We start from the raw sequence: 25,696 nt of genomic DNA, 5'->3' as shown, positions 1-25,696 counted from the left end.
CAAATCTATCACAAATTTTACTATTTAAGAATAGATTTTTGTAATGTTTGCATCCTATTTAACACAGGTTTATAGAGCTTACCATGTTAAGTTCGTATCTTTGTACCATGTTTATTTTATGGTCATGGTCGCTTTTTCAACCTTGATTATCTTAAGAATTGAATTATGTTTTTAAAAAAAGGCAGTAAGTTATATAGCATTCTAAAATTTAAATGTCCCAAATGTCATGAAGGAGATTTTTTTACGGAGAAAGGTGGTTTTAAATTAAAGGATGTTACTAAAATCCATGACAATTGTCCAAACTGCAACTTTAAATATATGATGGAACCCTCTTTTTTTTATGGAGCCATGTACGTTGCATATACCTTGTCTGTTGGTATTTCTATACTTACTTTTTTAATTACCAACTTAATTTTCAATTTTGAACTTTTAGAATCCTTTTTAGCTATCATACTTATTCTAATCGGCTCTACACCCTTTAGTCTAAGGCTCTCAAGAATTATTTGGATCAATATCTTTGTTGCTTACAAAGACAAAAAGAAATAATTATTTTTTCAGGAATCTATTGATGTTAGATTCTGGATCTAACGAAGCCCCTTCAAAAAGGTGCAAATAAAGCTCCTTAGCAACTTTTGGTGCTATCATAACACCTCTTGTTCCCAAGCCATTTAAAACACAAAGTGAACTGTGTTTAGAATGTACACCCACCAAAGGTCTTCGATCCTTAACCGTAGGTCTAATTCCTGCTGAATGTTCTACCACAGTATAAGGCACTTTTATAAAAGTTTCCAATTTATCCAACAGTTCCTTTCTACCCTCTTCGGTTGCTTTCAAGGTTTTGTCTTTCCAATTGAACGTAGCACCCACTTTAAACAAACCTTTCCCCAAAGGCAACACAAAAACAGCCGCTTTGATTAAAAAATCAACCTCTAATTCTGGAGCATGTATTGTAAGTAATTCTCCTTTTGCCTCATTCATAGGTAAATTTGAAAAATATGGGTTTTTATGCATCCCATATCCCTCACAAAAAACAACGTAAGCAGCTTCGGTCTCTTTATACTTAACTCCATTAGAAAGCACTTTTACAGCATCGTAATCAAAGCTTTCGTAACGAATACTCTCAGAACATTCTAAATATTGTTTGTAATCTTCTAAAAGTTCCTTTGTGTCAATCCTCCCCGTATGAAATAATCTACCAAAACCATTTTCAGAAACGATCCCACGATAACTTTTACGCACTATATTCGTATCCATATAAGGAGCTAACAAAGGTTTATCTGATGCCGAAAACCAATTGTTTTGTTCCTCTACAGACTTAAACACACGGTAGGTAGAAAATTTATAATCATAAACTCCACCAAGTTTGTTTTCTATTTCAGTATAAAATGGTAACGCAATTTCCAATTGCTCTTGCCCTTGCCATACCGGAGTAAATCGTTTCAAAATTACAGGATTGTAAACTCCACCAGCAACATTAGAGGATGTTTGAGAATCATCTTCATAAACCACAAACGACTTCCCATTCTCCTCTAGCTCTTTTGCAAAGGCCATTCCTGCCAATCCAAAACCTACTATTATACAATCTACTTTCATAAAATATGGATTAAAAAAAAACTCTTGAATGGAAATACATACAAGAGTCTTTTTATTATTTATGGAAACACAGAATTAATAATTCCACATATCCAATTCTTTATTTCTAATTTGTTCTCGAATACGTTCCGATTCCATAATTTGGTACAAAGCATTCCCCTGAATATAATCAGCAATTGCTCTATTTCCATATAAGTTTTCTTCACGTATGATAAAAGATGTAAATCTTCTAGAATTCAACAAGTCGTCAAAAGAGATAGGAGATCTATGATTTACATTATTAAATGCAAATGCATTGTGTAACACCTCTCTAGCATCTGGATAAAAGATCCAAAATAACGGCAACGTTTCATCATCAATAATATCATCTCTTCCCAACAATTGAACATCCGGGGCCAAAGGCGCTATTGCCAAAAGACGGTACTTTAATTCACCATGTCTTTTATCAAAATACCAGATACCTTTAATTTTATAACCTGAAATATCTTCAGATTTGATGGAAATTTCATCAACAAAATCTTTGATATCCGTTTCACCTTCATTGATCAATTCATAAGCATAATCAGATGTATCAACACGAGTCAATTTTTGATTGATATCTTTCTCTGTCAATTTTGATTTAAAGAAAGAATCATCATAAACTTCTTTGATCTTCCCAGTTTTGATCCCTTTTAACAAGGTGTAAAACAAAGATTTTCTGCTACTATTCACATTTGCAGAATCAATTGGATAATACAGAGGCATATTCATACGCTCATTCAAATCAATTTCTTCCCAAACAATTTTAGACCAAAGAATATCGCGTTCATTTACGTATCCGTAAGGTATTGGACTATCCTTAGAGGCTTCCTGATACTGCTCTGGCACTTGCCCTATTTCATCCGGTGTCTGCGCATTCAGCACACCAAAGTCAGCCTGTGCAATCGCTGAAATACTCAACAACACAAATCCAAATAGTAAATAATTTTTCAAATTCATCATTCTCAAACTTTTAATCCGCTTACAAAAATACTATATCTGTATTTTTAAACAATACTCTTATTGAATCTATTAACTAATGATTAGTTAGAGATTACTACACTCAACGGTAACACTCCTTTCAATCTGTAAGAAGAATTTCCAATAATCGCAGCCTTTACATCAAAAATACTTACCACATCCCCTCTTTTTGCTTTCATTAAAGCTTTTTGAGCTCTAGCATCCAATCTAGTACCATTCACCATCACTGTTGATTGACCTGGAATTTTAATTTTAAACGAAGAAACTTTTAATTTCAAATCAAAATCAAAATCTATCAATGCAGCATCAATAGTAGCTTTAGCTAAACTTGATTTAGGCATTTTAATAGACCCCCATTGCTTTCTAATAGTAGCTGCTGGTGGTGGAATATCTTTAATTCTAAACTTTACTGGTGGCGACTTAATAACGGTTCCATCATTTGTCTTACCTGTTACATTTATTATTACTTCTTTTCCTTTTCCAGGGAATAAATTATATTTTGTTCCTTTTACTCTTTTCAATCCAGAAGCAGAAGCCTTTACATTACTATCAGAAATACCGGGAATAGAAATTGTAATTGGATTTTGTACCCCCCTATAAACCACATTCATCTTATCAGCAGATACGACTGCTGAATTTGGCTTTGGAACCACTAGATAATTTGACTTTACAGGTATCTTAACATTCTTTCCATCTTGCTTAAAAACAAATTCACCAATGATGTCATTTTCACCAACTTTTCCTGTTTTAAACTTTACCAATGCGGCACCTTTCTCGTCTCTATCAGAATACTTCTTCCCATTGATGGTCAAACTTTCTGGTTTCAAATTTGCATCATACTTTCCTAAAACTACCGTTCCACTAAATTCTTCTCCAGGGAAATATGCCGGTTTATTCGGAATTACAATGGCTTGATATGTTTTTTCACTAATACTAGCATCTGCAGATAATTGTTTCCCTAATAAAGAGTTATAAATTTCTTTTTCAGAAGTTCTAGCATCCGCCTGGATAACAGAAATATTTGTCAAAGTAGCTACTAATGGAAACCCTTCATATCTATTTCTAATCCATGGTTGTGTTCTTTCACTATCCTTGATAGGTTGTTCACTAGTATCAAAACGTTTGTTTAAATGATCTAGTACATCTGGCTTGATATTTTCACCTAATACCGCAATGATATCATCTCTATACTGATTGATACTAGATACAAACAACTCACCATTCTCGGTAAGTTTTGTTTCTCCTGCAAAGAAAAACTCATCTCCTGCTGTTTCAGAATCCAAAGATTCATAGTCCTTGTGAAGTTCTGGATCTATTGTAGACAATAACGAGTCCTTTACCGCTCCTAAGTAATTAAAAAAGTCGTTTGAAATTCTATTTACTTGAACCGCTTTATCATTTAAGTCGCCATACTTTTCTGGTTGTTCTGACGCTTTTGTTCCCAAATCTTGTAAAACCGCAGCAATATCATTTGCCGATGTCTGATTTGATGATTCTATTTTTTCATTTAAGTATCCAAAAGATGACAATACTTTTTTACCCATATTCAATGCCAACATTGCAATAAATACAAGGTACATAAGATTGATCATCTTCTGCCTAGCTGATTGTTTTCCTCCTGCCATAATTAATAAGCTTTGTTAATTTTTAAGGTTATTAATTATTTATTCATTGCAGATAACATTCCACCATACACAGAATTCAAAGAAGACAAGTTGTTTGCCAATACTTCCATTTGAGATTCTAATTTTTCTGAATGTTTCAACATAGATTCATTTAAAAATGCTTGGCGCTCACTACTTTCAGACTGTACTTTATACAAACTATTCAATGATTCTAAATGTACTGCAGCAACAGCCATTTCCTCATTATATTTATGTGTATTCGCAACTGTATCTACCGATGAATTGATACTTTCTGCAGCTCCTTTAAAGTTTTTAATACTTTCAGCCAAACTACCTACCAACTCAGCATCTAAATTAGACTGACGTAACATTTCATCAAGTTTATCTGCCATAATACCTTTCGCATTTGGATCTTTATCTTTCGCAGAACCGCCTACCAATTCTGGATATACTTGCGTCCAATCTAAATCTTCTTCTATAGGTTCAAAAAAAGCAGAATAAGCAAAAATAAACGCCTCTGTTAAAAGACCAACAGTTAACATTACTCCTCCGGTAAGGGGTCCAATGCTAAAGTGTAATATTTTGAACAAGGCTCCTATCAAAACGACAGATGCTCCAAGTCCGTATACCATGTTTAAAATTTTCTTGCTTTTTACTGATTGTGCCATAATTTAAATTTTTATTAGGGGTTGGTTAATTATAATTTATTCTATTTTATTTTTTAGTTTTCTTAGATACACCAAGAAAATCTTGAACTGTTCTAAATCCTATATAACTTTTTAAAGAATCCGCATACTCATAATCTCTAGTAGATACTTGCAAGAAATAAGCAATATCTTTCCAAGAACCACCACGAATTACTTTTCGTTTATTTCCTTCATCTTCAATATTTGCATTGATACTAGATCCCGTTCTATAAGAACCTTGATTGTAGGAAGTACTTGTCCATTCTGCTACGTTCCCAGCCATATTATACAATCCATATCCGTTAGGATCATACGAATAAGCTTCTACCGTATATAAAGCACCATCAATTGCATAGTTTCCACGAACAGGTTTAAAATTCGCTAAAAAGATACCTCTATCATCTGTTGTATAAGGACCACCCCATGGATAAGTACCATGATCGATTCCTCCTCTAGCCGCAAATTCCCATTCTGCTTCCGTTGGCAATCTAAAATTCGGAACTCTAATTGGTGTTTTTCTAGACCTCAAGTAATCATTTTTCTTCTTAGTCTTCCAGTTACAATATGCCTTAGCTTGATACCAGTTCACCCCAACTACAGGATATTCTTGATATGCTGAATGCCAAAAGTATTCTTCATGAATAGGATCATTATATGAATAACTAAAATCTTTTACCCATACCGTAGTATCAGGATACACAGAAACATCTTCATGAATGATAAAATCTTTTCTAGAACCTGTTGTACTTTTCGCAGCTCCTTCTTTATTAAACCAAGAATAAGTGTATTTCAATTTTTTAACGTTCAAAATTCTTTCTCCCTCAAAAGAATCCTCTAAAGGCAAGTACATTGAATCCATAACCTCAGAATAGGCAGCATCTGGATATTCATTTTTATCCCAAACAATAGGAATTCTCCAGTTCAAAGCTCTTCCTTCTGTCAATGAATTTACATCTCCTAAACCACCATAATTATCAATCATATATTTTTCATACTGATTGGCATCGGTTGTATCTACTTCTTTAAAACTATAACGAAAAATACCATCGTCACTTCCTTCTCCATCGGCATCTACTAAATAAGATCTCTCATCGGCAGTAAGTGCCAATTCTGTACGTACAATTGAATCACGCACCCATTCCACGAACTGTCCATATTCACTATTTGTGACTTCAGACTCATCCATATAAAAATGCTGTACGGTAACAGTTCTCGGAGCAGTTCCGATTCCTCCAAAAGGATCTTCATCCTCTCTACCCATCGTAAAGGCACCTCCAGGAACTAAGACCATTCCAAAAGGTCTTTCAGAATAAATTTTCTTACCAGAAGACTTCCCTACAACCTCACCTCTATCGTTAGAACCACAACTATATATCACTAATATTAAGGCTATATAAACTGCTATATTTTTCATATTCACTTCTTGTCTTTCGTAATTGAGCGTAAACCTATCATTTTTTTTTATGAAAAGCAACGAATAAAAAGCATAAACCAAGACTTTTTGGCACTTTTCACTTAAAGTTAACGCGCATTTATTAATTTATTTTTTTCAATGCTTTGTACCATCTTTCTGGCACTTTTTGCGATGTCGCATCCATATAATCATCGTGCGTACACGGTATTAACGCATGTCGTTTGTATTTATTGTCATTCATAGAATGAATTTCCAACCACCAACGACCACTTTTATGGCTTTTATAAAAAACCATATTTTCATCCTCATGTGGCACTATGTATTTGATATATTTCTCTTTGGTACAGTAAGGATAATCGTTGGCTCTAAAGCTGTATCCTTCAATAAAATACCAAACCATCTGAGCAATTAAATGGGCCGTTTGCCCTTGCACATCAAGTCGATTGTTAAACTCATAAACACCAAATGAAGTTACTTTATCACTGATACCAGCATATCTAGAAATAGCACAGATTTCATCTCCATAAAAACCATTCGGAGTTGCATTACCATTCCCTGGTGCTTCTCCCATCCTAACAGCCCCAATATCAATACTAACAATATCAGCATCACGCATTATAGGTTCCACAATTTTCAAATCTTTTGCTTCTCCCAAACGATAAGCATCAAAAGACAAACTATCTAACAGATCGATTTCATCCTGTGAATTAAAAAAAGTTTGATACCCAATATTGCTATAATTAAACAAGTTTGCTGGCTCCTCCATTACAATCTTACTTAAAAAGGAATTTGAGTTTAATGGTGATTCCAGTGCTCCTAAATCGAATTTAGAATCAACGGAAACTATATTTACAAGCTGTTCTAAAGAATCATAGGCGCGGTAATTGGCATAGGTTAGATCTTGTCCACCCCCCAATATGATCGGCACAATATTTTTTTTAACTAAAGAAGTTATTACTTCTCTCAAAGCAAAATAAGTATCTTGAACAGAAGCTCCTTGTGGAATATTCCCAAGATCGACTATTTTTTGAGACCAATTCCCAGGATATAATTTGTAAAAATGCTTTCTAATAGCATCCACACCATAACCGGTAGTATCATTGTTAACAGCTCCTCGTCCATCTTGAACTCCTAAAATTGCAATGGATACATTTTGTAAATCAGGGATCCCTTGCTCTTTTGTATGAATTCCAACAAAACGAGACAAGGATGTCTCAGGATATTCTGAAATTTCTTCTAGAAAAGGCTCTTCAAGGGGGAATAAAAATTCTAAGTTCATTAACAATAATTCTCTTAAGCTCTTTTAATAGCACCAAGCATCTCAAAAATATAAAATAAATCCAAAAAACAAAATGAATTTGAACTATCTATTTCTTTTTAGCTGCGGGCTTTTTCTTGGCAGCTGTTTTTTTAGCTGCGGGCTTTTTCTTAGCAGCTGTTTTTTTAGCGGGTGCTTTTCTTGTTTTTTTCTTTGGTTTTTTAGCTTCAATAATAGCTTGAACCTCTTCCAAAGTCATGTTTTTTGCATCCGTAGTCTTCGGTAATTCTATCTTAAGTTTTCCCTGTAAAATATTGAAACGTCCCCATCTAGCTTTCTCTAAACGAATTCCTTCCTCTTCCCAGTTATGGATCACTTTTTCAATTTCTTTACGTTTTTTATCTTCAATCAACTCTACAATATCATCATAACTTAAGTTGTCATAATCATATTTTTTATTGACATTGATAAACATGCTATTCCATTTGATAAAAGGACCGAATCTTCCGACTCCTTTCTGTACGGGTAAATTTTCATATTCAGCAATCGGTGCATCCGCCTCTTGTTTTGCAACAATCAACTCAGTAGCTCGCGCCATATCAACAGACATTGGATCCTCTCCTCTTTCCAAAGAGACATACATGGTTCCGAATTTAATATACGGACCAAATCTTCCATTAGAAACCACTACATCTTCACCTTCGTAAACTCCCAAATTCTTTGGTAACAGGAACAATTCCAAAGCTTCTTCAAGCGTAATAGTTCCCAAAGTTTGCTCTTTCAACAGAGAAGCAAATAATTTTTCCTCATCTTCCGGATCTCCAATCTGAGCCATCGGACCGAATTTTCCTAAACGCACTAATATCGTTCTTCCTGTTTCAGGATGTTTTCCTAAAATTCTTTCACCACTTTCTCTTTCGGCATTTTCAGAAACATCTTTTACAGTTGGATGAAATGTTTGATAAAAATCTTTGATCATCGCAGTCCAGTCTTGCTCACCTTCAGAAATATCATCGAAATCTGCTTCTACTTTAGCCGTAAATCCAAAATCCAAAATATTTGAAAAATTCGCAACTAAAAAGTCATTCACAATATTTCCGATATCCGTAGGAACCAATTTTCCTTTATCAGACCCAACTTTTTCGGTCAAATTCTTATTAAAAATTTTCCCTGCTTTTAAAGTAAATTGCTCATATTCTCTTTCAACACCTTCCAATTCTCCTTTCACGATATACCCTCTTCTTTGAACGGTAGAGATTGTTGGTGCATAGGTAGATGGTCTACCTATTCCTAATTCCTCCAACTGCTTTACCAAAGAAGCCTCTGTAAATCTGTAGGGTGGACTTGTAAACCTTTGTGTTGCAGTGATAAAGTTATAATCTAAAGCCTCTTCTTTAGCCAATTGAGGAAGCATTCCTGCCTGCTCTTCTTCTTCATTATCAGTTCCCTCTAAGTATACTTTTAAAAACCCTTCAAATTTGATCATCTCTCCGTTTGCAGAAAAGATTTTCTCATTTTTGTTGTTTTCAATTTTCACATTGGTTCTTTCCAACTGAGCATCACTCATTTGAGAAGCTAATGTTCTTTTCCATATCAAATCATACAAACGATCTTGATCATTTTCTACGTTCACCGTATGGCGCTTCATATCTGTCGGACGAATCGCCTCATGCGCTTCTTGTGCTCCTTTCGATTTGGTTTTAAAAACTCTTGGATTGCTATACTCAGCCCCGTAATAATTTGTAATCTCTTCCTCTGCTTCTTTTCTAGCATCATCAGATAAATTCAAACTATCTGTTCTCATATAGGTAATCAAACCGGCTTCATACAAACGCTGTGCAACTTGCATTGTTCTTGCTACAGAATACCCCAATTTCCTTGAAGCTTCTTGTTGTAATGTAGAAGTTGTAAATGGGGGTGCTGGTGATTTTTTAGCTGGTTTTTTTTGCAAATCTGAAATTGAAAAATCAGCATTCGCAGCAGATTCTAAAAACTTTTCCGCTTCTTCTCTAGAGGCAAAACTTTTAGGAATCGTTGCTTTGAATTTTTTACCATTGCTATTTAAAAACTCAGCAACTACTTTATAATGAGCTGTTGTTTCAAACTCTCTAATACTTCTTTCTCTTTCTACAATCAATCTTACGGCTACCGACTGAACTCTTCCAGCAGACAATCCTCCTTTTACTTTTCTCCAAAGCACTGGAGACAATTCATATCCTACCAAACGGTCCAACACTCTTCTTGCTTGTTGAGCGTTTACCATATCATAATTGATATCTCTTGGATTATCAACTGCCTTTAAGATTGCTTTTTTAGTAATCTCATGAAACACAATACGTTTTGTATTCTCAGAATTTAATTTTAGTTGTTCTTGTAAATGCCAAGCAATTGCTTCTCCCTCACGATCCTCATCACTTGCTAGCCATACAGTATCTGCTTTCTTAGATAAAGTCTTTAATTTCTTAACAACTGCTTTTTTATCATCAGAGACTATATAACTTGGTAGAAAATCTCCATCTACATTAATCCCTAACTCGCTAGAAGGTAAATCTGCAATATGTCCAAAACTAGATTCTACCTGAAAATCTTTCCCTAAGAACTTCTCTATTGTCTTGGCTTTTGCTGGTGACTCAACTATTACTAAATTCTTTGCCATATATCGTAATTGTATAATTCGTTGTCGAAAATTGCTAGCATATTCTTTCTGTTTTAACTCTTAGCCAAACAAAAATGCATACCCTTAGCTCTTGCAAAAGTAGATAGATTTTTTAAATTTCAAATTTAAGTTCCATTTAAATTCAAATATTTTTTAATTCTTCACTTATTTTTAACGGTTTATTTCTCTGCCAAAATGTCAGAATTCGTATTTTTGATTGTATCTTTGCAATCCAAATTTTCTAAAGGAATGGAGACTGAAAAAATAATTGATGCTAATAAACAAGGACATCCTTTGTTAACTGAAGCAATAGAAGGAAACAAAAAAAAGCTATACATAGAAAGTTATGGTTGTCAAATGAACCTAAACGATAGTGAGATAGTTGCTTCTATTCTAGCAGAGAACGATTTTAACACTACGCAATATATTGAGGACGCTGATTTGGTATTGGTAAACACTTGTTCCATTAGAGATAAGGCGGAACAAACTATCAGAAAAAGGCTACAAAAATACAACTCAATCAAAAAAATCAACCCTGAAATGAAAGTGGGTGTTTTAGGTTGTATGGCTGAGAGATTGAAATCAAAATTCCTAGACGAAGAAAAAATTGTTGACCTTGTTGTTGGACCCGATGCTTACAAAGATCTACCAAATCTTTTGGAAGAAGTAAATGAAGGAAGAGATGCAGTAAACGTAGTTCTTTCTAAAGATGAAACTTATGGAGACGTCTCCCCTGTTCGTTTGAACTCAAATGGAGTTTCTGCTTTTGTTTCCATTACTCGTGGATGTGATAATATGTGTACTTTTTGTGTGGTTCCTTTTACAAGAGGAAGGGAACGTAGTAGAGACCCTAAAAGTATCATTGAAGAGATCCAAAGCTTAAAAGATAAAAATTACAGAGAAATTACTTTATTAGGTCAAAATGTGGATAGCTACCTTTGGTATGGAGGTGGACTGAAAAAAGATTTAGACAAAGCTTCTGATATTGCCAAAGCCACTGCTGTTGGTTTTGCTAAATTACTAGATTTAGTTGCCGCCAACTTCCCTACTTTAAGAGTTCGCTTTTTTACAAGCAACCCGCAGGATATGGATTTGGAAGTTTTACATGTGATTGCAAAACACCCTAATATCTGTAGATACATACATTTACCTATCCAATCCGGAAGTACTTCTGTTTTAGAAAGAATGAACAGACAGCATACACGTGAAGAATACATGGAATTGGTGGATAAGATAAAAGAAATAATTCCTGGTGTTGCCATCTCACAGGATATGATTATTGGCTTCTGTGGAGAAACAGAAGAAGAACATAAGGAAACCCTTAGCATGATGGAATATGTTCAATATGACTATGGATTTATGTATGCTTACTCGGAAAGACCTGGAACTTTAGCCGCAAAAAAACTTGAAGACGACATTGACGACAAAACTAAAAAACGTCGTTTGAATGAAGTGATTGCTGTTCAGAGAGCATTGAGCACAAAAAAAACGCAAGAATACGTTGGGCAAACTATAGAGGTTCTTATTGAAGGAACTTCCAAAAAATCATCAGAACATTGGATGGCAAGAAACACGCAAAATTATGTTGCTGTGTTCCCAAAAAAAAATGAAAAAGTTGGAGATTATATCCAAGTCAAAATTGAAGATTGTACTTCAGCAACACTTATTGGTCATTCTGTTAGTGAAGCTCAAGAAATTCCTTTTCAATAATAAAACAAATAAAAGCAATGGAAGGACTAACTACCATCAAACAACGTTTTGAAATCATTGGTAACGATGACAAACTAAACAGATCCCTTGAAAAAGCAATTCGTGTTGCCCCAACAGACATCTCTGTTTTGGTAACAGGTGAAAGTGGTGTTGGTAAAGAAACTATTCCAAAAATAATTCATCAACTATCACACAGAAAACATTGTAACTATATTGCGGTAAACTGTGGTGCCATTCCAGAGGGAACAATCGATAGTGAACTTTTCGGACATGAAAAAGGTGCTTTTACAGGAGCTACTTCTGCAAGAAAAGGATATTTTGAAGTAGCAGATGGTGGAACTATTTTTTTAGATGAAGTCGGAGAATTACCACTTACAACTCAAGTACGACTATTGCGTGTTCTTGAAAATGGAGAGTTTATCAAAGTAGGTTCTTCTCAAGTCCAAAAAACCGATGTAAGAATTGTTGCTGCCACCAACATGAAAATGCAGCAAGCAATCCAAAAAGGAAAATTTAGAGAAGACCTTTATTATAGACTGAGTACCATTGAATTAAATCTTCCTCCTTTAAGAGATCGAGAAAATGACATTCATTTATTATTCAGAAAATTCGCTTCAGATTTCGCACAGAAATACAGAATGCCAACCATTCGCTTGAACGAAGATGCTATCAACTTACTAATCAACTATAGGTTTCCTGGAAACATTAGACAATTAAGAAATATTGCAGAACAAATATCTGTCGTTGAGGAAAGCAGGAATATTGGAGCTGATAAATTAATTCAATACCTACCCAACTACAACAATTTGCCTGCAGTTATTGATACGAATGATTCACAAGAAGGCAAAAGTATCTCTGAAGACAGAGATGTTCTTTACAAAGCATTGTATGAACTTCGAAAAGATTTTAATGAGTTAAAAAAACTGACCCTAGATTTAATAAACAACAAAAACATAGGTGAGTTACCCTCTGAAAATCTGCAATTGCTAGATCAATTAAATAAAGAAAAAGATAATTTCAACCAAGATTCAAATGTTGAACTGATTCAAATCGAACAACCTTCTATCCCTTCTAATAATTATGAATATGCAGAAACCATAGAAGAAGATGAATCTTTATCTTTACACGAGAAAGAAATCGAGATGATAAAAAAGTCTCTTGAAAAAAACCAAAACAAAAGAAAACTAGCGGCAAAAGAGTTGGGGATTTCCGAGCGTACACTTTATAGAAAAATAAAACAATACGACTTATAACAAAGTTTAGTTGAAACTCTCATTGTTAAGTTGTTAATTTGTTCTCAACTGACTTCAACTAGGAAGTAATCATCATTATCTAGAAAAAAAAATGAAAATGAAAAATATTATTTTTTGCACTGTTCTACTCTTAAGTATCATTAGTTGTGGTGTTTATTCTTTTACAGGAGGAGATACAGGGAATGCGAAAACACTACAAGTAAACTACTTTCCTAATAATGCCCCTTTGGTGGAACCAGGATTAAGTCAGCGTTTCACCCAAGATCTTCAAGATTTATTTTTGAGACAGACAAATCTAAGTCTGGTTAAATCGGGTGGAGATTTATTCTTTGAAGGTGAAATTACAAATTACCGTGTTACACCAATGACCGCTACTGCCGAACAAACTGCTGCTCAAAGTAGACTTACCATTGTAGTAAACGTCCGTTTTTACAATAAACTAGACGAGAAAAAGGATTTTGAAAAAAGCTTTACACATTTTAGCGACTTTGATGCAAATGATCAATTAACAGGATCTATATTAGAAGGTGCTTTGGATGAAATATTTGAACGTATCACACAAGATATTTTTAACGCTTCTGTAGCAAACTGGTAATACTTAATAATGGATATTCAAACGTTTTCAGCTTTACAAAAAAACGCAACTTCTTTTAACAAGGAAGAGATTCAACAACTAGAAAACATTGTTGAAAAATATCCCTATTTTCAATCCGCAAAGGCCATTTTATTAAAAGCCTACAAAAAAACGAACAACTACAAATACAATAAATCACTTAAAAACACAGCTGCAATTACAATTGACAGAAGTGTTCTTTTTGATTACATCAGTAGTTTTCAGTTTGAAAAACCAAGAAATCCAGAGACAAAACCTAGTACTATAAAAACGGTACCTGTTGAAGAAAATATTTCTTCAAAAGAAAATGAAAGTGCTCCTTTCGAATTTGATCAAAATGAAGCTCACTCTTTCAATCAGTGGTTACAACTTACTACAAAAAAGCCGATAGAAAGAATTCCTAAAAAAGACAGTGCTCTTTTTAAAAATAAAGATTTGATCGATAAATTTATCGACTTAAATCCAACTATAAAACCTATTCCTAAAGAAGCACAAAGCTCTTCCACCACAGAAAACAGCTATCAAGAAAACGAATTGATGACCGAGACTTTGGCCCGAGTTTACTTAGAACAAAAAAAATATAGCAATGCAATCAAAGCATATAATATTTTAATTTTGAAATATCCAGAAAAAAGTGGTTTCTTTGCAGACCAAATTAAGAAAATAGAACACCTTAAAAATAAATAAGCATGACATATACATTGTTTTTAATCCTTATCCTTGTTGTAGCAGTATTGCTAGTATTAATAATTATGGTTCAAAACCCTAAAGGAGGTGGATTATCTTCTTCTTTCGGAGGAGCAGGTGGATCTCAATCAATGGGAGGAGTACAAAGCACCAATAACTTTTTAGACAAAAGTACTTGGACATTAGCAATTGCGTTAATGGCTATGATTTTGCTTTCTAACTTTGCAATCCCAAGAGAAAACACAAACTCAACAGAATCTCAAATAGAAGAAACGTTGAATAACAGAATTACAGAAGATGAAGCTCCTTCTTTACCAGAAGTAGAAGAGACAGAAGAAGCTGCCGAATAAAACATCAACACAAGTTGACACAAAAATGCCAAGGAAAATGACACCTTGGCATTTTTTTTTACATATTGTCAGAGTTATACAAATGGCATATTTTTGGATACACAAAAGGCAAATTCAAATATAAACTTATAAACATATATAATAATGAGTAACGTAAACATCAAACCATTAGCGGACAGAGTACTTGTAGAGCCATTAGCAGCAGAAACTAAAACTGCATCAGGATTAATCATCCCTGATTCAGCAAAAGAAAAACCATCTAAAGGAACTGTTGTTGCGGTTGGGAATGGAACTAAGGACGAAGCGATGACTGTGAAGGTAGGAGATACTGTATTATACGGTAAATACGCTGGTACTGAACTAAAACTAGAAGGTACAGATTACTTAATTATGAGAGAGAGCGATATCTTCGCAATCGTATAATTTTTCAATTTATTCATCTTTAATAGAGAACATAAAAACACATTAAAATGGCAAAAGAAATTAATTTTAACATTGACGCACGTAACGGATTAAAACGTGGTGTTGATGCTTTAGCAAATGCAGTAAAAGTAACATTAGGACCAAAAGGTAGAAACGTAGTAATTGAAAAATCATTCGGTGGACCTTCTATCACCAAAGATGGTGTGAGTGTTGCCAAAGAAATTGAGCTTGAAGATCCAATTGAAAATATGGGAGCTCAAATGGTAAAAGAAGTTGCTTCTAAAACCAATGACTTAGCTGGTGACGGAACAACAACCGCTACTGTATTAGCACAAGCAATCGTAAAGGAAGGATTGAAAAACGTTGCTGCTGGTGCCAATCCATTAGATATTAAAAAAGGAATTGATAAATCTGTTGAAGTTTTAGTTGCTGATTTGCAAAAGCAATCTGAAGTTGTAGGAAATCAATCAGACAAAATCAAACAAGTAGCTTCTATCTCTGCTAATAACGACGAAACTATTGGTGATTTAATCGCTGAAGCTTTTGGTAAAGTTGGTAAAGAAGGTGTTATCACTGTAGAAGAAGCAAAAGGAAGAGAAACTTATGTTGATATTGTAGAAGGAATGCAATTTGATAGAGGTTACTTATCTCCATATTTTGTTACAAACACAGAAAAAATGTTGGCTGATTTAGAGAATCCATACATTTTACTGTTTGAAAAGAAAGTTTCTGCTTTAAAAGAATTATTGCCAATCTTAGAGCCTATTTCTCAATCAGGGAAACCATTATTGATCATCGCTGAAGATGTTGATGGTGAAGCATTGGCTACTTTGGTAATGAATAAATTACGTGGAGCACTTAAAATTGCTGCTGTAAAAGCTCCTGGATTCGGAGACAGAAGAAAAGCAATGTTAGAGGACATCGCAATCTTAACAGGGGGTACTGTAATTTCTGAAGAAAGAGGTCTTACTTTAGAAAACACAACTATTGAGATGTTAGGAACGGCTGAAAGAGTAACTATCGACAAGGACAACACAACTGTTGTGAATGGTGCTGGTGAATCTGATGCTATCAATGTGAGAGTTACACAAATCAAATCTCAAATTGAGAACACTACTTCTGACTACGATAAAGAAAAGTTACAAGAACGTTTGGCTAAATTAGCTGGAGGAGTTGCTGTATTATACGTAGGTGCTGCTAGTGAAGTTGAAATGAAAGAAAAGAAAGACAGAGTAGATGATGCGTTACATGCTACAAGAGCTGCTGTTGAAGAAGGAATTGTTGCTGGTGGAGGTGTTGCCTTAGCTAGAGCAAAAGCTTCTCTTACTTCTATTATTGCTGAAGATAACACAGACGAACAAACTGGTGTAAACATTATCAATAGAGCTATTGAAGAGCCATTGAGACAAATTGTTGAAAATGCTGGTGGAGAAGGTTCTGTTGTAATTTCTAAAGTATTGGAAGGTAAAGCTGATTTTGGATACAATGCAAAATCTGGAGAATATGTTGAAATGCTAAAAGCAGGAATTATTGATCCAACAAAAGTAACACGTGTAGCATTAGAAAACGCTGCTTCTGTTGCAGGAATGATTTTGACTACTGCATGTACTATTTCAGAAATAAAATCAGAAACAGGTGCTGCTGATGGCGGACACCCTCCGATGGGTGGTGGAATGCCTGGGATGATGTAAGATCCTAATTTTTTATAAAAAAGTGCTTTTGAGTTTTCAAAAGCACTTTTTTTTTGAAATATATTTTCTCCCCTCACACCTTTTAAACCATAACATTTTTCTCTTTCCTCCTCTTCTTACATTAACACCAGTATTCATCATGGCAAGGTATTTGTAATTTAAACATCAACCGTAATTACTACACTTAAAAAACACCTATTAATGCTTGCTTTTCCTTTTCCTAAAACACAACTGACTACATTAATTTTTCTATTTATAGCTCAATTTATTCTTGCCCAAACGGAACCATCGATTACCGGAAGAGTAGCCACCCCTGAAAACGAAAGTTTGCCATACGCATCCGTTGCATTGTTAAACCCAAAGGATTCTACAATGATCAACTTTACCACCACTGATATGGATGGAAAGTTTAAAATATTGGAAGATTCTCGCGACTCTTTATTAATTCAAATTCACTCTACTGGATTTATCTCCCACTTTGAAAATATAGTTTTTAGAAACGAACCGATCGATTTAAACAACATCTTATTAAAAGAAGATATTGGAGTATTAGATGAAGTAACAATTTCTGCAGTAATTCCTATTCAGATAAAAAAAGACACAGTTGCTTTTAACACCTCAGCATTTAAAGTGAACCATGATGACAACATAGAAGACATGCTTGAAAAATTACCTGGAATGGAAATAGATTCTGATGGTAAAATGATCGCACAAGGAAACGAGGTCACAAAAATTTACGTGGATGGAAAAGAGTTTTTTGGAGGAGACCCTTCAGTGGTCATGAAAAACTTATCTGCAGATGTTATTGCAAAAGTTGAAATTATTGATAAAAAAAGTGATGAATCTGAACTTACAGGTGTAAGCGATGGAAACAAACAAGTAATCCTAAACTTCACTCTAAAAAAAGACAAAAAAAATAGAGCTTTTGGAAAAGCTAGTGCCGGAATAGGACTAGATAATAGATATTTTGCAAGTGGAAACTACAATCAATTTTCTTCTAAAACGCAATTCTCTGCGGTGGTCTCAACCAATAACATAAATGTTACCGGATCCAATATTAAAAACTTTTTAAAAAGTGCTGATGGCCTTGGAGATGAATCAGATGGAGAAGAATCTACTATTAACAAGAAAAGTTTAAGCGGTTTTTTAAATTCTCAAGTTGCTGGGCTACACTTTGGACATGAATTCAAGAAAAAAGAATCCTTAAATGCGGATTATACCTTCAACCAGTCTCAAAATGATGGTACCTCGTATACAAACCGAGTATCCTCAGTAAATGAGAATAACATCAATTCTAATATTGTGAGCAATTTTGATAATTACGACCAAAATCACAATCTAAATTTTAATTATAAAAATCAAGCAAACAATACGTATAGTTATTTTGCTAAAGGAATGTTTAATGCAAGTGACAGAATTATTTCACTTAATAAATTTTCCCAAATTTACAATACAGAGAACATCCTTAGAACTACAAATGACAGTAAGTTTAACAATGCACAAAATCGTCATCGAGGAAATTTAAAATTAAACTTCTATAAAAAACTCAACGAAGAAGGAAAAAACTTTGCTGTAGGTGCCTATGCTACTACAGAAAAACTTAAAAGATTCAATCAACAATACACAGAAACGACAAGAAATCTTGATCAAGAAACACCTTCGGTAGTTAAAAGTGATATCTACAGAGATGAGTTAATTGACAATAACTCTATCAATTACAACATCAAATACACTGAGCCTTTAGGACACAATCACTATATAAAAATTGAAGCCTTTAATACATTTAGAAATATTGACGAAGACGTGGTTCAGTCCAAAACAACAATCACAGATGACAATAGACAAGATTTATTTGAATACAAATACAACCATAAAGAATACAATTACCAATCTAGATTGGGATACAGTTACAATATTGAAAAATTAAATATTTATGCGGGAGCAGAATATCAAGACCTTACCAGAGACTTTGGTGAACTTGAAAAAATGTCTGTGAATAAAAAAAATAGTTTCATCAATCCAAGAGCTTTTATTCAATACAAACCCAAAGCCGGAAGAAAGTATCGTCTGAATTACAAAAAATCCGTTCGCAGTCCAAATATCTACCATAGTTCAACGGTGGTGAATGACTTGATTCCAAGATTTATCAGAAAAGGGAATCCAAATATAAGTGCAGAACAAAGAGACGATCTCTCCGCTAGAGTAAATATCCATGATTACAAATCAGCACTTACATTTTATGGCTTGGTAAATCTTTCACATACAAAAGACGCCATCATTCCTACAATTGAGATCGATGAAGATCTTAATCGAGTAAGAAGCTTTGAAAACATCGGAATTAAGGATAATATAACCACTTCCTTTAGCTTGAGTAAAAAAATCAACCGTCTTCCTGTAAGATACACCATCAAAAACAGAAACTCTTTTCAAAAATCAAATTCTTTGATCAATTATGTTTTAAACGATGTATCGGCAAATAGATATTCAGGAAGTTTGAGATTTGAAAACCACAATAAAAACATATTTGATTTTAAAATAGGTGCCGAGTACTCCATGAATCAAACTAATTTCTCTATCAGAAAAGAACTAAATAGAGAATTTGCTACACAGCATTATTTCACAAAATTTGATTATGATTTCACAAAAAAATTAAGTTTCAATACTCAATTTGATTATTATTTGTATTCCTATGACACCGCCACTTCAAATGAAAATTTTTCAACGGATGTCATTTTACCACTTTGGAATACTGCTATTTCATACTCCTTCACTCCTAAAAAAAACAATGTGGTAAAACTTATTTTGATAGACATGCTTAACAAAAATGTGGACATCAGACGAAGAAGTAGTGTGAACTACTTTGAAGAAACCTCTACCGAAAGTTTAGGAATGTATGCTGTTGTTAGTTACACTTATCGTTTGAATAATGGTGCTAGAAAGAAACTGAAAAAAGGAAAAAAATCATAATAGAAATAAAAAAAGGAGATTCAAATTGAACCTCCTTTTTTTTGTTTAATCCTCCCTGTATTGACAGCAAGTATGCAACTCTTTATAACTATCCGTATTCGCCGTCAATGAATCCACATCATGCCCAACCATAAGAATAGATTGCTGAATTTCATCTTTCGATGTCTTATACTCATTGAAAATAAGGTTCAATTGTTTTGAGTTGACATCCCACTGGGCATACTTTACCCCAGTAGTCTTCAAACAAGATTTCTCAATTCTGGCTTTACACATTTCACAATTGCCATTCACGGACAATGCAATTTTCTTTTTTTTGCTTTTTTCTTGTACTTCTTGAGCTGATACTCCATATGAGAAAGCTACTAACAAGATTAAAATTATTTTTTTCATCCTATTCTATTTTATAAATTATATCTAATTCCTCCATAATACATTCTTCCTAAAACCGGCGCGTACACCAATGTCGAATCAAAATAAGGTCCAAAAGGGTCGTCACTTGCCAACACCGGATTCTTTTGTGTGGTATCTAATATATTTTCGGCACCAACGTAAAATTCCAAATTATCAGACAAAACATAAGTCAGCTGAGAATGCAACAACTGAGTTGGACTTGAGTACTCCGCTAATTGATATGCTATTGGATTTTGACTCGTATCTGGAATTCTTTGCTCACCTAACCAATTATAAGTCATATCCCATTTCCATTGTCGTTCTTTTATTTTTTTAGATTGATACCCCACATTCACAAAATACGTTTCTTTAGGTTGCAAAGGCTTCTGTAAACGCCCTTTTTTATAAGCTATTTCCACATCATTTAATTGGTAAGCAATTCGCAAATCCCACAAGGAATGCAATTCATAATTCAACTCTGCTTGAAAAGATTTTGCAGTAGAACTTCCATTTAAATTATAAAATTGGACTTCCCGTGGAGACGCATCATAATCTACAATTACTTGTTGAGAAAAATCTGTGATAAAATAATCCAAAGATAAGGAGACTGAATTCCCAAATACTTTTGTTTTATGCAAATAACTCAAACCATAATTCCAAGCAATTTCCGGATTCAACCCATAACTTCCTTCACCTTGATCATCTATAGAAATAGTCCTTGAAGAGGCAAACATCTTTTGATTTTCAGCAAAAATACTTGCGATCCTCTGCCCTTTTCCTGCAGCTATTTTAAACACGCCCGAATCCCAAGGTTCATAACGAACATGAATCCTTGGAGTAATCATATATTTCATTACCGTATGATAATCAGCCCTAAGACCGGCAACAACTGTTAAGTTATCAATATTATCATAAGTATATTCAAAAAAACCACCCATCGAATTTTCATTTCTAGTATAGGCATCCAAAAGGACTTGTTCTTTATACCCATCATAAGAAACACTAATTCCTGTTTTAAAGGTATGCATCGTATTAAATAATATAGACTGAAAAATGGAATTGAAATAAAAACTATTTTGTTCTATATTATAAACATTATACCCAAAATAAGATTGCTGGTTATGATTACTATATGACGACTGAAAACCAATACTTTGGTAAGGTTTATCCTTAAAAACATAGCCCAACTTCGATGAAAATTCAAAACGTTTCGTATCTATTTCACCACCATATTCTGTGCCTTGAAATTTATCAACCTCGGGATTATAAGCTAAACTTCCTATTTGCTTTGCATCTGCAACATATTTTACATCTAAAAAACTCACCCATCCTGATGTAGGGTTTGCGTATTGCCATCGATTTAATAAATTCAATTGAGAACCGAGTGGCACATCTAAAAATCCATCGCCATTTCTATCAACTTTTAATTGTCGATGATTTGTATGTACAAACAAGCCTGTACTCCATGAATCAGAAATATTTTTTAGAATATGTGCATTCAATTCTAACCTTCCCGAACCAGATCCATAAAGATTTGCAAAAAAACTATTGGAGTTTCTAGGCTTTTTTAACTCCGTATTGATTTGACCAGAAATACTTTCAAATCCATTGACCACAGACCCCATTCCTTTGGTGACTTGAATACTTTCAATCCATGTACCGGGAATAAAAGACATACCATAAACTTGCGAAGCACCCCGAACCGAAGGAATATTTTCTTGAGAAATTAAAATATATGGACTTGTAAGGCCTAACATTTTTATTTCTTTGACACCGGAAATAGCATCTGCATAACTCACCCCAACCGCAGGGTTTGTTTCAAAACTCTCTGACAAATTACAGCAAGCTGCCTTTAACAATTCTGCTTCGTTTATGGTTATTGTATTCATCGGAGAAAAAAACGAAGTTGCAGTTGAATTCTGCTTACCCTTAATCTCTATTTCTGAAAGAGACAAAGTTGGTTTTAAAAAATGATGTAATTCTTTATTGCTTGTAACGATTAAAGTATCCGTTTGATACCCAATATAACTGACCACCAATTTATTTGATTTCTCACTTAAATCAATTTCAAACCAGCCCTCATTATTCGTAGTAGTGCCTATCGTTGTTTCCAACCAATAGACGGAAGCCCCTGGCAATCCAGAAACTTGTTGTTCTTCATTTGTAATCATCACCATACCTTTCAATTTCTCTTGAGAAAATGACAGCATGCTAACAAAAACAAATGGTAAAATTATATAATAATATTTCACTTTTTGATTTGTTTTCGCACCAATTAAGCACAAATTAATACTAGATTCTTCTGAAAAGACCTAATATTCAAATCAAATAAGACTCATAGACAACCACTCTATTTTTTAGTATTGGCGCTGAATGATATTGGAAAAAACTTTTAGAATCGAGATTATCTTGACACAAAGAAAATGAAAAACTCAAATTCTGAAGAATGGCAATTTGAGAATCAAATGAAATTAATGTGGTTATTTTTTTTGAAGGAAAATCATTTCCATCTACAAACTGATATTTAGTTTCACAACAAGATTTCTTTTTGACACTTTCAGTTTTCGAAGTATCACAAGCATCAACTTGTTGTGGCATTTCACAGCCATTGACATCCACAAAATAAGAAACCTCAGAAACCTCCCCAGCACAATAATGTTTGCTGACCCCAAAAGACATCGAAGAGAACAGCACCAAAACTGCCATCAATATTATTCCTATATTTTGGAGTAGTTTTTTCACACTACAAATTTAACAAATTCAAAATGCTAAAAAGCTTAAAACCTGTTAAATTATCTCAAAGTAGGCTTTATACCCGCAATTTTCTCATAGAAGAGCGCAGCCATCAACAACAACAGAAACAAAGGATGTATCAAAAACCTTCTAACATAAAAAGGCAAGAGATACCCTTTTTCAAAACCGGTTGAGAGTAAAAAGGTGTAGGCAGAAATCAACAAAACAAAACCAAGCACATATAATTTTGCAGATAAAATCACATAGCCTAATTTTTCAAAAACCAAATAAATGATTCCCAGTGAAATGATAGAATTCAGCGAATAACGAAGAAATAAATCCCAAATCAATCTGCCGTACTCAAATTCAGGTACAGAGGTGTACAAATAATCATTTTGAAAAAAAACAATGAATGGATCATAAAACATTTCATTTTCATATGCCCTCACTAACACAAGGGCTATCAATAAAATAAAAACCAAGAAGTATCTAATTATTTTTCTCATTACGCACTTGCTTATAATTAGAAAAATAATTGACCCACACTAACCACAACAAAAACACCAATCCATAAATAATGGAAGGAAAAATTAAGTTATGTAACATTTCTTTTTGCTCAGGTAATTTTTCTAGGGCTACTGTTAAAAAAGCGATTCTTAAAATATTAATTCCATAAATAAGCATCCCACCACCTAAAGCATACAAAAAAGTTTTTTTTAAAGGACCGGGAAATGCAACAATAAAAGCAACAAACAGAATTATAACACTAATTGAATTACAGCCCTCTATGACCCGAGCTAAGTACACGTCATTTAATATTAATTTTATAGAAAGTTCTTGTTCATGCTGTTCCATCACTGCGTTGTAACCAAAAAAATGAAGCACTGCAATTGTTTGCTCAGCAACTTTTTCTGTCACAGGAGCGCACTGAAACATAGAACCTTTTTCTTGGGTTGCATGCAAATAATAGGAATACATGGCAAACATAAAAAAATAAGACCCGAAGAATTTTGCTAAAAAAAAGAGAACACCTTTTCTTTTACTCACGCGATTTTCTTTTACAATTTTATCAAAAATACCATTTTTAATTAAAGCGCCAACCAAAGAATAGATACAAGATTTATTTTCATCTCAATAAGTTTTAGAGGCAGACAAAATATAAACGAAAAATAATCGTTCTAGGTGTTGAATTATTGTTGCGAAAACATCACAATATTAGTAACTTCGCAGAAAATTTTACAACACATAAAATGAGCACTAGCAAAACAGCAAAATCTGCCTTAATTTCGGTATTTCACAAAGATGGTTTAGAGCCAATTGTAAAGAAATTAAATGAGTTAAATGTAACTATTTACACAACTGGAGGTACTGAAACTTTTATCAAAGATTTAGGTATTGATGTAGTTCGTGTGGAAGACTTAACATCTTATCCTTCTATCTTAGGAGGTCGTGTTAAAACTTTACACCCTAAAGTTTTTGGAGGAATCTTAAACAGACGTGAAAACGAAAGTGACCAAAAACAGATTGAAGAGTTTGAAATTCCTGAAATTGACATTGTAATTGTTGATTTATATCCATTTGAAAAAACGGTTGCTAGTGGTGCTCCTGAACAAGATATTATTGAAAAAATTGATATCGGTGGAATCTCTTTGATTAGAGCTGCTGCTAAAAACTTTAAAGATGTAATTTGTGTTTCTTCAATGGACCAATACGGAGAGTTTTTAGATATCATCAAAGAACAAAACGGCGCTACAACTATTGAGCAACGTAAATCATTCTCAGCTAAATCTTTTGCTGTATCTAGTCATTATGACTCGGCTATCTTCAACTACATGAATGATGACCAACCTCAGTTCAGACAAAGTTTTGATACTGTTAAACAATTGCGTTACGGAGAAAACCCTCATCAAAAAGGATTTTTCTACGGAAACTTAGAAGAATTATTCGATCAGTTACACGGAAAAGAATTATCATTCAACAACCTGTTAGATGTTGATGCTGCTGTAAACTTAATTAGAGAATTTAAAGGAGAAGCTCCTACTTTTGCGATATTAAAACACAACAATGCTTGTGGGTTTGCGCAAAGAGAAACATTAAAACAAGCTTATGTTGACGCCTTAGCAGGTGATCCAACTTCTGCTTTTGGAGGTGTATTAATCGCTAACAAAGAAATTGACGAAGCTACTGCCACTGAAATCCACAGTTTATTCTGTGAGGTAGTTATTGCTCCGTCATACGCGCCGGAAGCCTTAGCTATTTTGAAAGGAAAGAAAAACAGAATTATTTTAGTTCAGAAAGATGTTGAATTCCCTAACATCAGTTATAGAACTGCATTGAACGGAGTTTTAGCGCAAAACCCTAACAATGTTACTGATTCTAAAGAAGGATTGACAAACGTAACTAAGCGTGTTGTTTCTGATGAAGAAATAGAAGATTTATTATTTGCTTCAAAAATTTGTAAGCATACAAAATCTAACACTATCATCTTAGTTAAGAACAAACAATTATGTGCTGGTGGAACTGGACAAACGTCTAGAGTAGATGCTTTAGAGCAAGCAATTACTAAAGCCAAAACATTTAATTTTGATTTAAAAGGTGCAGTAATGGCAAGTGATGCATTTTTCCCTTTCCCTGACTGTGTAGAGATT

22 protein-coding genes are annotated in these 25,696 nt (G+C 33.8%); 10 read left to right on the top strand and 12 right to left on the bottom strand.

Annotation, left to right across the window (positions count from 1 at the left end; genetic code table 11):
- Window positions 1–165: 165 nt before the first annotated feature.
- Window positions 166–546 carry a DUF983 domain-containing protein gene (locus P8H68_RS14185; RefSeq protein ID WP_300326627.1) on the top strand — a complete coding sequence of 127 codons (381 nt, stop codon included), beginning with the start codon at window positions 166–168 and terminating at the stop codon, window positions 544–546.
- On the opposite strand, the gene P8H68_RS14180 is transcribed toward P8H68_RS14185, so the two are convergent.
- The 7 genes from P8H68_RS14180 to topA form a co-directional block, all read right to left on the bottom strand.
- Window positions 547–1,593 carry an FAD-binding oxidoreductase gene (locus P8H68_RS14180; protein WP_300326625.1) on the bottom strand — a complete coding sequence of 349 codons (1,047 nt, stop codon included), beginning with the start codon at window positions 1,591–1,593 and terminating at the stop codon, window positions 547–549.
- Window positions 1,594–1,668: 75 nt separating this feature from the next.
- The gene (gldN, locus tag P8H68_RS14175; RefSeq protein ID WP_366144956.1) at window positions 1,669–2,574 is read right to left on the bottom strand and encodes a gliding motility protein GldN; all 906 of its coding nucleotides are present in this window, start codon (window positions 2,572–2,574) and stop codon (window positions 1,669–1,671) included.
- Between the two features lie 80 nt (window positions 2,575–2,654).
- The gene (gene gldM, locus P8H68_RS14170) at window positions 2,655–4,217 is read right to left on the bottom strand and encodes a gliding motility protein GldM (RefSeq protein ID WP_300326623.1); all 1,563 of its coding nucleotides are present in this window, start codon (window positions 4,215–4,217) and stop codon (window positions 2,655–2,657) included.
- 35 nt (window positions 4,218–4,252) lie between these two features.
- Entirely contained in the window at window positions 4,253–4,885 is a 633-nt protein-coding gene (gene gldL / locus P8H68_RS14165; RefSeq protein WP_300326621.1) for a gliding motility protein GldL, read from the bottom strand.
- 46 nt (window positions 4,886–4,931) lie between these two features.
- Window positions 4,932–6,317: a gliding motility lipoprotein GldK gene (gldK, locus tag P8H68_RS14160; protein ID WP_300326619.1), complete on the bottom strand. Its 1,386-nt coding sequence runs from the start codon at window positions 6,315–6,317 to the stop codon at window positions 4,932–4,934.
- A gap of 121 nt (window positions 6,318–6,438) precedes the next feature.
- Complete coding sequence (locus P8H68_RS14155) at window positions 6,439–7,596, bottom strand: formimidoylglutamase (protein WP_300326617.1); 1,158 nt, start codon at window positions 7,594–7,596, stop codon at window positions 6,439–6,441.
- Window positions 7,597–7,684: 88 nt separating this feature from the next.
- A complete protein-coding gene (topA, locus tag P8H68_RS14150; RefSeq protein ID WP_300326615.1) occupies window positions 7,685–10,231 on the bottom strand; it encodes a type I DNA topoisomerase in 2,547 nt (848 codons plus the stop codon).
- A 249-nt stretch (window positions 10,232–10,480) separates the two neighbouring features.
- Between topA and miaB the strand changes: the two genes are divergently transcribed.
- The 8 genes from miaB (at window position 10,481) to P8H68_RS14110 (ending at window position 19,925) form a co-directional block, all read left to right on the top strand.
- A complete protein-coding gene (miaB, locus tag P8H68_RS14145; RefSeq protein WP_300326613.1) occupies window positions 10,481–11,941 on the top strand; it encodes a tRNA (N6-isopentenyl adenosine(37)-C2)-methylthiotransferase MiaB in 1,461 nt (486 codons plus the stop codon).
- A gap of 17 nt (window positions 11,942–11,958) precedes the next feature.
- Window positions 11,959–13,194, top strand: a complete 1,236-nt coding sequence (locus P8H68_RS14140) for a sigma-54 dependent transcriptional regulator (protein ID WP_300326611.1) — start codon at window positions 11,959–11,961, stop codon at window positions 13,192–13,194.
- A 97-nt stretch (window positions 13,195–13,291) separates the two neighbouring features.
- The gene (locus P8H68_RS14135; RefSeq protein WP_300326609.1) at window positions 13,292–13,789 is read left to right on the top strand and encodes an LptE family protein; all 498 of its coding nucleotides are present in this window, start codon (window positions 13,292–13,294) and stop codon (window positions 13,787–13,789) included.
- A gap of 9 nt (window positions 13,790–13,798) precedes the next feature.
- Window positions 13,799–14,494, top strand: coding sequence for a hypothetical protein (locus P8H68_RS14130; RefSeq protein ID WP_300326607.1), 696 nt, complete (start codon window positions 13,799–13,801; stop codon window positions 14,492–14,494).
- 2 nt (window positions 14,495–14,496) lie between these two features.
- Entirely contained in the window at window positions 14,497–14,844 is a 348-nt protein-coding gene (gene secG / locus P8H68_RS14125) for a preprotein translocase subunit SecG (protein WP_300326605.1), read from the top strand.
- A gap of 144 nt (window positions 14,845–14,988) precedes the next feature.
- On the top strand, window positions 14,989–15,267 hold the full coding sequence (locus P8H68_RS14120) for a co-chaperone GroES (protein WP_300326603.1): 279 nt from the start codon (window positions 14,989–14,991) through the stop codon (window positions 15,265–15,267).
- Window positions 15,268–15,314: 47 nt separating this feature from the next.
- Window positions 15,315–16,958, top strand: a complete 1,644-nt coding sequence (gene groL, locus P8H68_RS14115; RefSeq protein WP_300326601.1) for a chaperonin GroEL — start codon at window positions 15,315–15,317, stop codon at window positions 16,956–16,958.
- A 201-nt stretch (window positions 16,959–17,159) separates the two neighbouring features.
- Window positions 17,160–19,925, top strand: a complete 2,766-nt coding sequence (locus tag P8H68_RS14110) for an outer membrane beta-barrel protein (RefSeq protein WP_300326599.1) — start codon at window positions 17,160–17,162, stop codon at window positions 19,923–19,925.
- Window positions 19,926–19,970: 45 nt separating this feature from the next.
- Here P8H68_RS14110 and P8H68_RS14105 read toward each other — a convergent pair whose 3' ends face one another.
- The 5 genes from P8H68_RS14105 to xrtF form a co-directional block, all read right to left on the bottom strand.
- Window positions 19,971–20,315, bottom strand: a complete 345-nt coding sequence (locus P8H68_RS14105) for a metal transporter (RefSeq protein ID WP_300326597.1) — start codon at window positions 20,313–20,315, stop codon at window positions 19,971–19,973.
- Window positions 20,316–20,326: 11 nt separating this feature from the next.
- A complete protein-coding gene (locus tag P8H68_RS14100) occupies window positions 20,327–22,567 on the bottom strand; it encodes a carboxypeptidase-like regulatory domain-containing protein (protein WP_366144955.1) in 2,241 nt (746 codons plus the stop codon).
- A gap of 67 nt (window positions 22,568–22,634) precedes the next feature.
- A complete protein-coding gene (locus P8H68_RS14095) occupies window positions 22,635–23,057 on the bottom strand; it encodes a hypothetical protein (protein WP_300326594.1) in 423 nt (140 codons plus the stop codon).
- A 50-nt stretch (window positions 23,058–23,107) separates the two neighbouring features.
- Entirely contained in the window at window positions 23,108–23,554 is a 447-nt protein-coding gene (locus tag P8H68_RS14090; RefSeq protein WP_300326591.1) for an exosortase F system-associated protein, read from the bottom strand.
- Complete coding sequence (gene xrtF, locus P8H68_RS14085) at window positions 23,538–24,095, bottom strand: exosortase family protein XrtF (RefSeq protein WP_300326588.1); 558 nt, start codon at window positions 24,093–24,095, stop codon at window positions 23,538–23,540. Before xrtF ends, P8H68_RS14090 begins: the two co-directional genes overlap by 17 nt.
- A 203-nt stretch (window positions 24,096–24,298) precedes the next feature.
- Between xrtF and purH the strand changes: the two genes are divergently transcribed.
- A partial coding sequence (gene purH / locus P8H68_RS14080) for a bifunctional phosphoribosylaminoimidazolecarboxamide formyltransferase/IMP cyclohydrolase (protein WP_300326585.1) occupies window positions 24,299–25,696 on the top strand: 1,398 nt, incomplete at its 3' end.

This window comes from Flavicella sp. (genome assembly GCF_029238425.1).
In the GTDB taxonomy this organism is placed as follows: domain Bacteria; phylum Bacteroidota; class Bacteroidia; order Flavobacteriales; family Flavobacteriaceae; genus Flavicella.
This window is presented reverse-complemented; position numbering and strand designations above follow the sequence as displayed.